At 71.4% G+C, this 14,225-nt stretch carries 14 protein-coding genes and 1 pseudogene; 1 reads left to right on the top strand and 14 read right to left on the bottom strand.

From position 1 onward, the window contains the following. Positions 1 to 27: 27 nt before the first annotated feature. The 3 genes and pseudogenes from J2S55_RS32850 to J2S55_RS32840 all read right to left on the bottom strand — a co-directional run bounded on the left by J2S55_RS32850 (position 28) and on the right by J2S55_RS32840 (position 2,875). Positions 28 to 1,194 carry a UDP-N-acetylglucosamine--N-acetylmuramyl-(pentapeptide) pyrophosphoryl-undecaprenol N-acetylglucosamine transferase gene (locus J2S55_RS32850; RefSeq protein ID WP_306868829.1) on the bottom strand — a complete coding sequence of 389 codons (1,167 nt, stop codon included), beginning with the start codon at positions 1,192 to 1,194 and terminating at the stop codon, positions 28 to 30. A 449-nt stretch (positions 1,195 to 1,643) separates the two neighbouring features. Then, positions 1,644 to 2,600: pseudogene (locus tag J2S55_RS32845) on the bottom strand (RNA polymerase sigma factor); the annotation flags it as partial. A 62-nt stretch (positions 2,601 to 2,662) separates the two neighbouring features. After that, complete coding sequence (locus J2S55_RS32840) at positions 2,663 to 2,875, bottom strand: hypothetical protein (protein ID WP_306868826.1); 213 nt, start codon at positions 2,873 to 2,875, stop codon at positions 2,663 to 2,665. Between the two features lie 116 nt (positions 2,876 to 2,991). On the opposite strand from J2S55_RS32840, the gene J2S55_RS32835 reads away from it, so the two are divergent. Next, positions 2,992 to 3,639 (top strand): TetR/AcrR family transcriptional regulator, encoded by a 648-nt coding sequence (locus J2S55_RS32835; RefSeq protein ID WP_306868824.1) that lies wholly within the window; start codon positions 2,992 to 2,994, stop codon positions 3,637 to 3,639. Between the two features lie 250 nt (positions 3,640 to 3,889). Here J2S55_RS32835 and J2S55_RS32830 read toward each other — a convergent pair whose 3' ends face one another. The 11 genes from J2S55_RS32830 to J2S55_RS32780 form a co-directional block, all read right to left on the bottom strand. Then, positions 3,890 to 4,237, bottom strand: coding sequence for an RNA polymerase-binding protein RbpA (locus tag J2S55_RS32830; RefSeq protein WP_012892502.1), 348 nt, complete (start codon positions 4,235 to 4,237; stop codon positions 3,890 to 3,892). Positions 4,238 to 4,334: 97 nt separating this feature from the next. Beyond that, positions 4,335 to 4,565 carry a preprotein translocase subunit SecG gene (gene secG / locus J2S55_RS32825; protein ID WP_306868819.1) on the bottom strand — a complete coding sequence of 77 codons (231 nt, stop codon included), beginning with the start codon at positions 4,563 to 4,565 and terminating at the stop codon, positions 4,335 to 4,337. Positions 4,566 to 4,700: 135 nt separating this feature from the next. Beyond that, the gene (tpiA, locus tag J2S55_RS32820) at positions 4,701 to 5,462 is read right to left on the bottom strand and encodes a triose-phosphate isomerase (protein ID WP_306875663.1); all 762 of its coding nucleotides are present in this window, start codon (positions 5,460 to 5,462) and stop codon (positions 4,701 to 4,703) included. A gap of 121 nt (positions 5,463 to 5,583) precedes the next feature. Beyond that, a complete protein-coding gene (locus J2S55_RS32815; protein ID WP_306868817.1) occupies positions 5,584 to 6,771 on the bottom strand; it encodes a phosphoglycerate kinase in 1,188 nt (395 codons plus the stop codon). Next, positions 6,771 to 7,775 (bottom strand): type I glyceraldehyde-3-phosphate dehydrogenase, encoded by a 1,005-nt coding sequence (gap, locus tag J2S55_RS32810; protein WP_306875660.1) that lies wholly within the window; start codon positions 7,773 to 7,775, stop codon positions 6,771 to 6,773. The genes J2S55_RS32815 and gap overlap by 1 nt, the downstream gene beginning before the upstream one ends. 484 nt (positions 7,776 to 8,259) lie before the next feature. Further along, positions 8,260 to 9,240 (bottom strand): DNA-binding protein WhiA, encoded by a 981-nt coding sequence (gene whiA, locus J2S55_RS32805; RefSeq protein WP_012892507.1) that lies wholly within the window; start codon positions 9,238 to 9,240, stop codon positions 8,260 to 8,262. 92 nt (positions 9,241 to 9,332) lie between these two features. Beyond that, a complete protein-coding gene (locus tag J2S55_RS32800) occupies positions 9,333 to 10,268 on the bottom strand; it encodes a gluconeogenesis factor YvcK family protein (RefSeq protein ID WP_306868814.1) in 936 nt (311 codons plus the stop codon). Then, entirely contained in the window at positions 10,265 to 11,140 is an 876-nt protein-coding gene (gene rapZ, locus J2S55_RS32795; RefSeq protein ID WP_306868812.1) for an RNase adapter RapZ, read from the bottom strand. Before rapZ ends, J2S55_RS32800 begins: the two co-directional genes overlap by 4 nt. Then, complete coding sequence (gene uvrC, locus J2S55_RS32790; protein ID WP_306875656.1) at positions 11,137 to 13,086, bottom strand: excinuclease ABC subunit UvrC; 1,950 nt, start codon at positions 13,084 to 13,086, stop codon at positions 11,137 to 11,139. The genes rapZ and uvrC overlap by 4 nt, the downstream gene beginning before the upstream one ends. Positions 13,087 to 13,225: 139 nt before the next feature. Then, the gene (locus tag J2S55_RS32785) at positions 13,226 to 13,681 is read right to left on the bottom strand and encodes a Rieske (2Fe-2S) protein (RefSeq protein ID WP_306868810.1); all 456 of its coding nucleotides are present in this window, start codon (positions 13,679 to 13,681) and stop codon (positions 13,226 to 13,228) included. Positions 13,682 to 13,803: 122 nt separating this feature from the next. Next, entirely contained in the window at positions 13,804 to 14,211 is a 408-nt protein-coding gene (locus tag J2S55_RS32780; RefSeq protein WP_306868809.1) for a Rieske (2Fe-2S) protein, read from the bottom strand. Positions 14,212 to 14,225: the final 14 nt, after the last annotated feature.

The following is a 14,225-nucleotide window of genomic DNA, read 5'->3' as shown; positions in this document are numbered from 1 at the left end:
GGGACCGCACGGAGCGGGGACGGTTCATCAGAAACCGCCGGCGCCCGCCTCCTGGAGGATCAGCTGGGCCAGGGCGGCGGCGGCGTCGAGACGGCCGAGCGACCTGGCGGCCTTGGCCATGGTGACGCGGGCCTGCGGGTCGGCCAGCAGGGCGTCGAGCTCGGCGAGGAGTTGGCCGGCGTCGGGACCGGTCTCCAGCAGCGCCCGGGCCGCCCCCGCCTCGGCCAGGTAGCGGGCGTTCTGACGCTGCTCGTCCCCCGCCGACGGGACCAGGGGGATCAGCACGGACGGCTTGCCGACGGCGGTCAGCTCGGCGATGGTGCCCGCGCCGCTGCGGGAGACCACGATGTCGGCGGCGGCGTACACGTGGGCCAGTTCGTCGCCGACGTAGGGCACCGGCTGGTAGCGCCCGGCGAGCTCGGCGGGCAGGCCGGCCGCGGTCCGCGTGAACTGGTCGATCCAGCCGGGACCGCACTGGTGGAGCACCTGCGCCCGGGTGAGCAGCGCGGGCAGGACCGCCTCGACCATGGTGTTGATCTGCCGGCTCCCCTGGGCGCCGCCGGTGACGTAGACGAGGGGCAGCTCGGGTGAGAAGCGGAAGTGCCACCGGCCGGAGGGGGCGTTGCCGTTCAGCAGGTGGGGCCGGACGGGGTTGCCGGTGACCACGGCCCGCTCGCGCGCCGGGGCGGGCAGGTGCTCGACCGACGACGGGTGGGTGAGCGCGATCCGGGTGGCGAACCGCGCCAGGATGCGGTTGGCCAGGCCGAGCGCGGTGATCTGCTCGTGCATCACCAGCGGGCGGCCGAGCATCCGGGAGGCGACCCCCAGCGGCACGCACACATACCCTCCGGTGGACAGCACCACGTCGGGGCGGTAGCGGGCGGCGACGCCGAACGCCTGCATGACCCCGACCGGGATCCGGAACATGTCGGCGAGGTTGGTGAGCAGCTCGCGCGGGCTGGGCGAGCGCCGCAACTTGCCCGCCTTGATCGCCTGGAACGGGATGCCGTGCTCGACGGCGATGCGGGCCTCCAGGCCGGTGGCGGTGCCCACCCAGAGCACGTCGAGATCGAGCCCGCGGGCGGCGGCCTGCTCGCGGACGGCCGCGACGGTGGTCAGCGCGGGATAGGTGTGCCCGCCGGTCCCCCCTCCCGTGACGAGCATCCGCAGGGGGCGGTGGTCTCCGGCGTTCATGCGTGCGTGTCCTTCCAGGATTGCGATCATCCGTGCGACGTGGCCGCGCCGAAACCTCGACGGCCCCGGGCACGCTACCCGGAGTCGCGGGAAGATCCAATTTCCGGCGGACGGCGGGGGCGCGGAGCGCTGGACGACCGGCCCGCCCGGACCGCCGGCGCCGGTCTCCCGCCGCACCGCCGGCGGCGCCGAGACGACCGGTGTCGGAGTCTCGGGGCGGACGGGTCCGTCCAGCCTACCCGGTGTGCGGCCGTCGCCTGGATGAGTGGCCCCGCCGCCCCGCCGGGCCGCCTTCGGTGTCCGCGACTCCCGGATCTCCGGCCCGGGGCGCCGGGCGCCGCCCGGAGGCCGGGCCGCGACCGGAGAGGCGGGTCCCTGGGCTCGGCGGCTCCGCCCCGCCGTACCACGCAGGCGGTGCGGCCGGACCGGGGCGGCGGGGCGGGCCTTTCTCAGTCCAGGTAGTCACGCAGAGGCTCCGACCTGGAGGGGTGGCGGAGTTTGGACATGGCCTTGGCCTCGATCTGGCGGATCCGCTCACGGCTGACACTGTGGGCCCTGCCGATCTCGTCCAGGGTCCGGGGCCTGCCGTCGGCCAGCCCGAACCGCATGGAGATCACGTCCGCCTCGCGCCCGGCCAACGTGCCGAGCAGGGCGCGCACCTGCTCCTGGAGCAGGGTGAAGGCGGCCGCCGCCTCCGGGGTGACGGCCCCGGCGTCCTCGATCAGGTCGCCGAGCTCGCCGTCGCCCTCGTCGCCGAACGGCGTGTGCAGGGAGATCGGCTCGCGGCCGTACTCCTGGATCTCGGCGACCTTCTCCGGAGTCAGGCCGAGCTCGGCCGCCAGCTCCTCCGCGGCCGGCTCGCGGCCCAGGTCGCGCAGGAGCCGCTGCCGCGCCCGAGCCACCTTGTTGATCATTTCGACCATGTGGACCGGGACGCGGATGGTCCGCGCCTGGTCGGCCATGGCCCGGGTGATCGCCTGCTTGATCCACCAGGTGGCATAGGTGGAGAACTTGAACCCCAGCCTGTGGTCGAACTTCTCCACCGTGCGGATCAGGCCCAGGTTGCCCTCCTGGATCAGGTCGAGCAAGGGCATCCCGCGTCCGGCGTAGCGTTTGGCGATCGAGACCACCAGCCGCAGGTTGGCCTCCAGGAAGCGGTCCTTGGCGCGGCGGCCGTCCTCGGCGATGTGTTCCAGCTCGGCCCTCAGACCCGCGGGGAGCCGCCCGGCGTCGAGGCGCTCCTGGGCGAACAGGCCCGCCTCGACGCGCCGGGCCAGCTCGACCTCCTGCTCGGCGGAGAGCAGCGGGACCGTGCCGATCTGCTTGAGGTAGGCGCGGACCGGGTCGGCGGCGGCGCCCGCGCCGGTGGCCGTGGTGGCCGGAACTCCGTCGTCGGACCGGGTGAGGGTGGAGCTGAGGGACAAAGCGGATACCTCTCCGTGCGGGAGCGAGGGGACGGGGGTTTGGCTCAGTAGGTGCGCCGCGTCTGCTGGAGGGGGCGGCGGGAGGGGACCGTCCTGCCGGTGGAGCGCGCGCCGTCGCGCTCGCGACGGCGCGGCCGGTACGGCCCGGGCCCCTGGGCCACCGGACCACGGGCAGCCCCGATATCGAGGCCGTCGAGCTTGACCGTGGCGGCACCGGCGGCCGGGGAGTGGGAGGGGGCGAGCGGCTGGATGTTCACACGTTCTCCGTCCGTAAATCTTGGAACGGACATAAATTTAGGTCCAACCAAGACGGATGTCAACATAAAATCAGGTCCGACCTAAAAAAATGTCGGACCTATGAGAGGGTGGGGGCATGAGCACAGAGACACTGGGTCTGCGGGAGCTGAAGAAGCGCGAGACCCGCCAGGCCATCTCGGACCAGGCCACGCGGCTCTTCATCGAGCGCGGGTTCGACAGGACGACCATCGCCGACGTCGCGGCGGCGGCCAGGGTGGCCAAGATGACCGTGACCAACTACTTCCCGCGCAAGGAGGATCTGGCCCTCGACCACTACGAGGAGTTCGTCGCCGGTCCCGCCCGTACGGTCGCGAGCCGAGAGCCCGGCCAGTCGGCCCTCGCCGCGCTCGCCGGGGCGTTCCTCGCGGCGGTGGAGCGTCACGACCCCGTCATCGGCTTCTCCGGCGTCCAGTTCGCCCGCATGATCGCCGACAGTCCGACCCTGGTGGCCCGCATCCGCGATCTGCACGACCAGCGCGAGGACGCGCTGGCCGAGATCCTGGCCGCCGAGACGGGGGCCGGGCCGCACGACATCACCCCGCGCGCGGTGGCCACCCAGCTCGGCGGCGCCCACCGCGTGCTCTTCACCGAGGTCCAGCGCCGCACCCTCGACGGCCTGAGCAACGAGGAGATCGCCACAGCCGTCGCCGGATCGGCCCGCCGTGTCTTCGAACTGCTGGAGCCCTCCGTCGGCGGCTACGCCGTACGGCAGGCGGCCGGCTGACCGGCCGGCACGCCGGCGCGGCTCCCCCGGCGAGAGGGGTGCCCGCCCCGCACGGCGACGTGTCCGTACGGCGGTCCACCCCACGCGGCGACGTGTCCCTGCGGCGGTCCGCCCCGCACCGCGACGTGTCCGTACGGCGGTCCGCCCCGCACGGCGACGTGTCCACGTGGCGGGCGGGCCCGCGACGCCCACGCGGACATGACGAAGGCCCCCGTGGAGAAGTTCCACGGGGGCCTTCGGCGGGCAGTGCCTAGTAGATCGGGCGCGAGGAGGAGCGCAGGCGCTCCAGGGCCTCGGCCAGGATCTGGGCGCCGTCCTTGTCGCTGCGACGCTCCTTCACATAGGCGAGGTGCGTCTTGTAAGGCTCGTTACGCGGCGGCGCGGGCGGGTTGGCCTCGTCCTGACCGGCCGGGAGACCACATCGGGGGCAGTCCCAGAACTCCGGCACGGCCGCGTCGCTGGCGAAGCTGGGACGCGTCTCATGCATGTTGGCGCACCAGAACGGGACCCTCACACGGGGAGCCGCCTCGCCCCGCTCCGCCTCCCCCATCGGGCCCGCGCCGACACGGCTGCCACGGATCGCGTTGCCACTACCCACGGATGAACTCCTCGCTCGATGGCCCCGCCGCTCGGTTGGATGCGGGGGGCTGAACCACTGTCACGCTTCACGAAAGCCAGGTCAGGGCTTTCAGGGGTCAGGGCTTAAGGAGCAGGCCCAGCGCGATGATGCAGACGAACCAGACCACCCCGGTGATGATGGTGAGGCGGTCAAGGTTGCGCTCCACGACCGAGGAGCCTCCGAACGACGACGAGAACCCGCCACCGAACAGATCCGACAGGCCACCGCCCTTGCCCTTGTGAAGCAGCACAAGCAGTACCATCAGCATGCTCGCCAGAATGAGGGCGATGGAGATTCCGATTGTCACCGTTGACCTGTTCCCTGTTTACGCGCGGCCCCGCGTCCGGGGCGCGCCCCTTGTATGACGCCTGTGGCGTGACGATTCAAACTTGCTCTAAGAGGGTACGACGTGCTGTCAAGTCGTACCCTCCGAACAGCCTACTCAGACGGACATCTCGCCGAAGCGGCAGAGCTTGACGAACTCCCCCGGATCGAGGCTGGCACCGCCGACCAGGGCACCGTCGACATCGGGCTGGTCCATGATGCCGGCGATGTTGTCAGACTTGACCGAGCCACCGTAAAGGATACGGACCGCGGCGGCCACCTCACCGTCATACAGCTCGGCGAGTCGGGCACGCAGCGCCGAGCAGACCTCCTGCGCGTCGGCCGGGGTGGCCACCTCCCCGGTGCCGATCGCCCAGACCGGCTCGTAGGCCACCACGACGGACCGGGCCTGCTCGGCGGTGACCGTGCGCAGCGCCCCGTCGAGCTGCGAGACGCTGTGGGCCACCTGGCCGCCGGCCTGACGGACCGGCAGGCCCTCCCCCACGCACAGGATCGGCGTGAGCGAGTGCCGGTAGGCCGCCAGCACCTTGGCGTTGACCAGGTCGTCGTCCTCGTGGTGGTACTGGCGCCGCTCGGAGTGCCCGACCAGGACGAAGGTGCAGCCGAGCTTGGCGAGCATCGCCCCGGAGACGTCTCCGGTGTAGGCGCCGCCGTCGTGCCGCGACAGGTCCTGCCCGCCGTACACGATCCGCAGCTTGTCGCCGTCCACGAGCGTCTGCACGCTGCGCAGATCGGTGAACGGCGGCAGCAGCGCCACGTCGACCCTGTCGAAGTCCTTGTCGTTCAGTGCGAACGCCAGCTTCTGGGTGTGGGCGATGGCCTCCAGGTGGTTGAGGTTCATCTTCCAGTTACCGGCCATGAGCGGCCTGCGCGCCGTGGTCACCTGTCGCTCCTCGATCCTCGCTCGCTCGTCGGACGGCCCGCCCCTGCCGCCCCGGGACACCCCGGGACGGCACGGTGCTCGTTGCGTCGGTCCACTCCTAGGCCTCCAGCGCGACGAGTCCGGGCAGGGTCTTGCCTTCCAGGTATTCGAGGCTGGCACCGCCACCGGTGGAGATGTGCGAGAACCCGTCCTCGGGGAGGCCGAGCTTGCGCACGGCCGCGGCCGAGTCACCACCGCCGACGACGGTGAACGCCTCCGACCTGATCAACGCCTCGGCGACGGCCCGGGTTCCGCCGGAGAACGCCTCGAACTCGAAGACGCCCATCGGGCCGTTCCAGAACACGGTCGCGGCGTCGGCCAGCTTGGCCGCGAACAGCTCGCGGCTGCGCGGGCCGATGTCGAGCCCCTGCCGGTCGGCCGGGATCGCGGTGGCGTCGACCACCTCGTACTCGGCGTCCTCGGCGAAGTCCACGGCCGCCAGCACGTCGACCGGCAGGACGAGCTCCACGCCGCGCTTGGACGCCTCGTTGAGGAACTCGCGGACCTGGTCGAGCTGGTCCCGCTGGAGCAGCGACCGGCCCACCTCGTAGCCCTGGGCGGCCAGGAAGGTGTAGGCCATGCCACCGCCGATGATCAGCCTGTCGACCTTGGTGAGCAGGTTGCCGATGACCCCGAGCTTGTCGGAGACCTTGGCTCCGCCCAGCACCACGGCGTAGGGCCGGACCGGCTCGTCGGTCAGCTTCCTGAGCACCTCGACCTCGGCCACGACCAGCCTGCCCGCCGCGTGCGGCAGCAGCAGTGGGACGTCGTAGACGCTGGCGTGCTTGCGGTGCACGGCGCCGAAGCCGTCACCGACGTAGATCTCCGCCAGCGCGGCCAGCTTCTCGGCGAAGGCCGCCCGCTGTCCGTCGTCCTTGGACTCCTCGCCCGGCTCGAAGCGCAGGTTCTCCAGCAGGGCCACCTGGCCGTCCTGGAGCGCCGCCACGACGCTCTGCGCCGACTCCCCGACCACGTCGGTCGCGTGGGCGACCTCGGAGCCCAGCAGCTCACCCAGCCGCCTGGCCACCGGGGCCAGCGAGTATTTCGGGTCCGCCGTCCCCTTGGGGCGCCCCAGGTGGGCGCAGACGATCACGCGCGCGCCCTTGCCGGCGAGCTCCTGGATCGTCGGCACCGAGGCGCGGATGCGGCCGTCGTCGGTGATGACGTCCCCGTCGAGGGGGACGTTGAGGTCGGCGCGGACGAGGACGCGCCGACCCTTCACGTCGAACTCAGACAGGTCCTTCATCAGAGGCCGGTGCCGACCAGCTCGATGAGGTCGCCGAGGCGGTTGGAGTAGCCCCACTCGTTGTCGTACCAGCCGACGACCTTGACCTGGTTGCCGATCACCTTGGTCAGGCCCGCGTCGAAGATGCAGGAGGACGGGTCGGTGACGATGTCGGAGGAGACGATCGGGTCCTCGGTGTAGGTCAGGAAGCCCTTGAGGTCGCCCTCGGCGGCGGCCTTCATCGCGGCGTTGACCTCCTCGACGGTGGTCTCACGGCCGACCTCCACGGTCAGGTCGGTGGCCGAGCCGGTGGGGATCGGCACGCGCAGCGCGAACCCGTCGAGCTTGCCCTTGAGCTCGGGCAGCACCAGGCCGATCGCCTTGGCGGCGCCGGTCGAGGTGGGCACGATGTTCAGCGCGGCGGCGCGGGCGCGGCGCAGGTCGCTGTGCGGGCCGTCCTGCAGGTTCTGGTCCTGCGTGTAGGCGTGGATGGTGGTCATCAGACCCTTCTCGATGCCGAAGGTGTCGTTGAGGACCTTGGCCATCGGAGCCAGGCAGTTGGTGGTGCACGACGCGTTGGAGATGATCGTGTGGTTGGCCGGGTCGTACTTGTCGTGGTTGACGCCCATCACGATGGTGACGTCTTCGTTCTTGGCCGGGGCCGAGATGATGACCTTCTTGGCGCCGTTGTCGGCGTGCACCCGGGCCTTGTTGGCGTCGGTGAAGAAGCCGGTGGACTCCACCACGACGTCCACCCCGAGGTCGCCCCAGGGCAGCTTGGCGGGGTCGCGCTCGGCGAACGCCTTGATCGACTTGCCGTCGACGACGATCTCGTCGGCGGTGCTCCTCACCTCGTACGGCAGGCGGCCGAGGATGCTGTCGTACTTGAGCAGGTGGGCGAGCGTGGCGTTGTCGGTCAGGTCGTTGACCGCAACGATCTCGATGTCCTTGCCGCTGGCAGCGACCGCACGCCAGAAGTTGCGACCGATGCGGCCGAATCCGTTGACGCCTACGCGGATGGTCACGGTGCCGATCTCCTCGTACGTCGGTGCGCCGATCCACCGGACCGGCGACTTGGGGCGGGCTGAAACCTCAACCACGAACCCTATCGGACCCAAATTGGTGTAGACCACTGGTGGGGTGGGGTCCGTTCTCCGTTAACCCATGGGTAGGTATCGTGCCGTTCAAGTGAAGTGCCCGACTCGTCACTGTAAATACCCGTAATCCCCTCAGGACCAGCCATCATGCGGCTGATCCGCAGACCCGGGGACGGCCCCGTCCCGGTGCCGGGGCCGGGCCCGGCGGCCCCACCGCGCAGCCGGCCGGCCGGTGACGTCGTCTCCTCAGCGGCCCGAAGCCGACGGGGTGCTCGGCGCCTCCTCGGTGGCCCGGGGTCCACGGGGTGCTCGGCATCTGCCACCGCGGGCCGCGCCGGACAGGCGGCAGGCCACGCGGAAGGGGCCGGGCACCGGATGGCGGGGCCGGCTCCTTCCGTACGCCAAGGGGCGTCTACGGCGCCAGCATGTCCACCGTGAGGTTCGCCTCGGTGTTGGGGATGCCGATGTCCTGGGCGCGCTTGTCGGCCATGGCGAGCAGGCGCCGGATGCGGCCGGCGATGGCGTCCTTGGTCAGCGGCGGGTCGGCGAGCTGGCCGAGCTCCTCCAGGGAGGCCTGCTTGTGCTCGACCCGCAGGCGGCCGGCGATCACCAGGTGCTCCGGGGCCTCCTCGCCGAGGATCTCCAGGGCGCGCTGGACCCGGGCCCCGGCGGCGACCGCGGCACGGGCCGAGCGGCGCAGGTTGGCGTCGTCGAAGTTGGCCAGGCGGTTGGCCGTCGCCCGCACCTCGCGGCGCATCCGCCGCTCCTCCCAGGCCAGCACGCTGTCGTGGGCGCCCAGCCGGGTCAGCAGCGCGCTGATCGCGTCGCCGTCGCGGACCACGACCCGGTCCACGCCCCGGACCTCGCGGGCCTTGGCGTGGATCTTCAGCCGCCGGGCGGAGCCGACCAGCGCGAGCGCCGCCTCCGGCCCCGGGCAGGTGACCTCCAGCGACATGGAGCGGCCCGGCTCGGTCAGCGAGCCGTGCGCCAGGAAGGCCCCCCGCCAGGCGGCCTCGGCGTCACAGGTCGCCCCCGCGACGACCTGGCGCGGCAGGCCGCGGACCGGGCGGCCGTGGTTGTCGATCAACCCGGTCTGGCGGGCCAGGGCCTCCCCGTCGCGGTAGACCCGCACCACGTAACGTGAGCCCTTGCGCAGCCCCGCGGGGGCCAGGACGAGCACTTCCGCCTTGTGGCCGAACACCTCGCCGATGTCCTTGATGAGCCGCCTGGCCGTGACGTTGGTGTCGAGCTCCGCCTCGATCACGATCCGCCCGCCCACCAGGTGCAGTCCGCTCGCGAACCGCAGGAGCGTCGACACCTCGGCCTTACGGCAGCAAGGCTTCAGGACCGGCAGCCTGCTCAGCTCGTCCTTGACCACACCTGTCATCGCCATGTGCGTTCGTCCTCCCCCATACAGACCTCATGCGACCCGATAAAACCAGGCTCACAGAAGTTTCTCGCACTCCTGAGCACCGCTGACCAGGATCAACGCTTCTCACGGAAAATCTCGTCCAGGACGGAGGCAAGACGTTGCGCATCGTGCCGCGGCGAGCCGTCCTCGTCCGCCACGGCCGCCAGGACGAGCCGGCCGCCGAGCTCGGCGGCCGCCTTGGCCAGCTCCTCCCCGTCCTCGGCCACCCCGGTGTCGGCGAGCACCACGTCGACCTCCAGGGCGGGGGCGTGCTGGCGCAGCACCTCCAGGTGCTTCTGGGGGGAGAAACCGTCGGTCTCCCCCGGTTGCGGGGCGAGGTTCAGGGCGACCAGGCGGCGCGCCCGGGTGGAGTGCAGGGCCTGGGCCAGCTCGGGCACCTTGAGGTGGGGCAGCACGCTGGTGAACCACGAGCCGGGGCCGAAGACCACCCAGTCGGCGTCCAGGACCGCCTGGACCGCCTCAGGGCAGGCCGGCGGGTCCTCCGGGACCAGCGAGATGGCCTGGACCCGGCCGGGGGTGAGCGCGCAGGCCACCTGGCCGTGCACGGTGCTCACCTGACCGTCCAGCTCCACCTCCGCGGCGATGTCGAGCGGCACCGAGGACATGGGCAGCACCCGCCCGTGCGCGCCGAGCAGCCTGCCGACCCAGTCGAGGCCGGCGACCGTGTCTCCGAGCCTCTCCCACAGCGCCACGATCAGCAGGTTGCCGATCGCGTGACCGTGCAGTTCGCCCTCACTCCGGAAACGGTGCTGGACGACCTCGCTCCAGGTCCGCCCCCACTCGTCGTCACCGCAGAGCGCGGCCAGCGCCATCCGCAGGTCTCCCGGGGGCAGCACGCCGAGCTCCCGGCGGAGCCGGCCGCTCGACCCCCCGTCGTCGGCCACGGTGACCACCGCCGTCAGCCTGGAGGTGACCCTGCGCAGCGCCGACAGCGACGCGTACAGGCCATGCCCTCCACCCAGCGCGACGACCTTGAGACCTTCGATCACTCCCGGCCCACATCCCGATGACTTACCTGCACCTCCATGCCACCCCGGTCCCGCAGCCGGCCGCCGATCTGCTCGGCCATCGCGACACTGCGGTGCTTGCCGCCGGTGCAGCCGACGGCGAGCGTGGCATAGCTCTTGCCCTCGCGGGTGTAACCGGCCGCGATGATGCCGACCACCTCGTCGTAGGCGTCCAGGAGCTCCTTCGCCCCCGGCTGGTTGAGAACATACTCCCGGACGGGGGTGTCCAGCCCGTTCATCGGGCGCAGTTCCGGAACCCAGTGGGGATTGGGCAGGAAGCGGCAGTCGACGACCAGGTCGGCGTCGACGGGCAGGCCGTACTTGTAGCCGAAGGAGACGACGTTGACCCGCAGGCCGGGCCGGTCCTCGCCGCCGAAGAAGGCGACGATCTTGCCGCGGAGCTCGTGGACGTTGAGGTTGGAGGTGTCGATGACCAGGTCGGCGTTTGCCCGGACCTCGCGCAGGATGCCCCGCTCGCGGGCGATCCCGTCGACCAGCCGGCCCTCTCCCTGAAGCGGGTGCGGGCGGCGGACGTTCTCGAACCTGCGGACCAGCTCCTCGTCGCTGGCCTCCAGGAACACCACCCGGACGGCGACGCCGCGGCCGTCCAGCTCCTCGATGGCGGCGTTGAGGTCGGTGGTGAAGGCCAGGCTGCGCACGTCGACGACCGCGGCCACCTTGTCGGCGGCCAGCTTGACCCGCCCGGCCTCCTCCGCCATGGCGAACAGCAGGCCGGGCGGCAGGTTGTCGATGACGAACCAGCCGAGGTCCTCCAGGGCCTTGGCCGCGGTGCTCCGTCCCGCCCCCGACATACCGGTGACGATGACGAACGCCGGTTCTCTTCCGTTGTTCATGGGTTCTCCCCCTTCAAGGCCGACACGATCGTCTCGGCCGTGGCGGGGCCGATCCCGGGAATCTCGCAGATCTGGGCCGCGGTGGCCTCCCGCAGCCGTTTCACCGATCCGAAATGCTTGATCAGGGCCTGTCTGCGGGCCGGGCCGAGCCCGGGGACCTCGTCCAGGGCGCTTTCCTTGACGCTCTTCGACCGCTTCGAACGATGGTAGGCGATGGCGAATCTGTGGGCCTCGTCACGCACGCGCTGCAGGAGGTAAAGGGCCTCACTCGACCGGGGAAGGATCACCGGCAGGTCCTCACCCGGCAGCCAGACCTCCTCCAGCCGCTTGGCCAGCCCGCAGACCGCCACGTCGTCCACGCCCAGCTCGTCCAGCGCGCGCTGGGCCGCCGCCGCCTGGGCCGGGCCGCCGTCCACGACGACCAGGTTGGGCGGGTAGGCGAACTTGCGCGGCCGGCCGGTCTCCGGGTCGATGGGCGATCCGGCGCCGGGATCGAGGTCGGCGTCGGAGCCGAGGGCCGCGTCGGTCTCGGCGTCGAGCTCCCCGGTGGCCGAACGCTCCTCCAGATAGCGCTTGAACCGGCGTGAGATCACCTCGTGGATCGAGGCGACGTCGCCCTCGGTGGAGCGGACGGAGAACCTGCGGTATTCGCTCTTGCGGGCCAGGCCGTCCTCGAACACCACCATGGAGGCCACCACGTTGGTGCCCTGGGTGTGGGAGACGTCGTAGCACTCGATGCGTAGCGGCGCCTGGTCCAGGTCGAGCGCGTCGGCGACCTCCTGCAGCGCCCTGCTCCGGGTGGTCAGGTCGCTGGCCCGCTTGAGCTTGTGCTGCTTCAGAGCCTCCAGGGCGTTGCGCTCGACGGTCTCCATCAGCGCCTTCTTGTCCCCGCGCTGCGGGACGCGGATCTCCACCCGGGCCTTGCGGTGCTCGCCGAGCAGCTCGGTGACCGCCTCCACGTCAGGGGGGAGGGCGGGCACCAGCACCTCCCTGGGCAGCGCCTCGGGGGTCGCCTCGCCGTACATCTGCAGCAGGAACTGCTCGACCAGCTCGCCGGGCCCGGCCTCCTCGACCTTGTCGACCACCCAGCCGCGCTGCCCTCTGATGCGTCCGCCGCGGACGTAGAACACCTGCACCGCCGCCTCCAGCGGATCCTCCGCCAGTGCGATCACATCGCAGTCGGTGCCCTCCCCCAGCACCACGGCCTGCTTCTCCATCGCCCGCAGCAGCGCCTGGATGTCGTCGCGGAGCCGGGCGGCCCGCTCGTATTCCTGCTCGGCGGCCGCCTGACGCATCTCGCGCTCCAGCCGCTTGGTGAAGCGGCCGGTGTTGCCGGCCATGAAGTCGCAGAAGTCCTCGGCCAGCGTCCGGTGCTCCTCGGCGGTGACCCTGGCGACGCAGGGCGCCGAGCACTTGTCGATGTAGCCCAGCAGGCAGGGCCGGCCGATCTGCCCGGCGCGCCGGAACACCCCCGCCGAGCAGCTCCTGATCGGGAACACCCGCAGCAGCAGGTCGACCGTCTCCCGGATCGCCCAGGCGTGGGAGTAGGGCCCGAAGTAACGGGTGCCCTTGCGCTTGGCCCCGCGCATCACCTGGACCCGGGGGAACTCCTCGCCCATGGTGACCGCGAGGTAGGGATAGGACTTGTCGTCGCGGTATTTGACGTTGAACCGCGGGTCGTACTCCTTGATCCAGGAGTATTCGAGCTGGAGCGCCTCGACCTCGGTGCCGACGACCGTCCAGTCGACGTCGACGGCGGTCGTGAGCATGGTCTGGGTGCGCGGATGGAGCCCGGCGAAGTCGGCGAAGTAGGAGTTGAGCCGCTGGCGCAGGCTCTTGGCCTTGCCCACGTAGATGACCCGGCCGTCGGCGTCCCTGAACCGGTAGACGCCGGGGGATTCGGGGATCGACCCCGGACTCGGCCGGAAACTCGCCGGACCAACCACAGATCTCGCCACACCGGAAGCCTATCGGCCTTCACCGACAGGATCCCTTCTCCGGAACCCCTACCCGCCCCCGCTTCGCGGGGTGTCCGCGGCGCCGGCGCCGCTCTCCCGGCGTCGGCGCCGGCGCCGCGGACCTCGCTCAGACGAGGGTGATGGAGTCGCCCTCGACCTTGATCGCCTTCTCTGCCAGCGGCTTCTTGGCCGGGCCGCCGGCGACGGAGCCGTCCTCGATCTTGAACTTGCTGCCGTGGCACGGGCAGTTGATCGTGCCGCCCGAGACGCTCTCGACGTCACACCCCTGGTGGGTGCAGACGGAGGTGAAGGCCTTGAACTGCCCGGCGGCGGGCTGGGTCACCACCACCTTCTGGTCCTTGAAGACCTTGCCGCCGCCCTGGGGGATGTCAGCGGCCTTGGCCAGCGCCCCCGCCCCCGCCTCCGCGCCGACCGGGGCCGCGCCCGCCTCGGAGGCCGCCGGCGACGCCGGCGACGCGCCGTCGGCGGCCGATCCGCCGTAACCCGCGCACGCGGTCAGCACCGCCGCCATCCCGGCGCCTCCCGCCCCCAGCATCACCGCGCGACGTGTCGTGTCAGTCATGAGTCACCCTCCAAGATCCTCGTCCTCGGGTACGGCCGGTCCCGATGCCGGTCCAGCATGCCGTACCCGGCGTCAGAGAACTGTGAAGGATTCCACTTTCGGCGCGTCCCGGGCCGGAGGGCTCAGACCATCACGATGCCGTCGCCGTCGACCTTCAGCGCGAACTCCACCAGCGGGGCCTCCGCCGGGCCCTTGAGGCACTTGCCGGAGTCGGCGGCGAACTCACTGCCGTGGCAGGGGCAGCGGATGACGCCGTCGGCCACCCGGCCGACCGCGCAGCCCTTGTGCGGGCAGCTCGCGGTGAACGCCTTGAACACCCCGGCGGTGGGCTGGGTGATCACGATCTTCCACTTGCTGATGACCTTGCCGCCGCCCACCGGTATCTCGGCGGTCTGGGCGATGACCTTCCCCTTGATGCCCGGCGGCACGATGCCCGGGCCGGGCCCGCCCGCGCTCGCGCCGCAACCGGTGAGCGCCGCCCCGCACGCCACGGCCGCCGTGGCGCCGATCACATGTCTGCGCGTGGGCATGGCGGAACCTTCAC

Source organism: Streptosporangium brasiliense (genome assembly GCF_030811595.1).
Classification (GTDB): Bacteria; Actinomycetota; Actinomycetes; order Streptosporangiales; family Streptosporangiaceae; genus Streptosporangium; species Streptosporangium brasiliense.
This window is presented reverse-complemented; position numbering and strand designations above follow the sequence as displayed.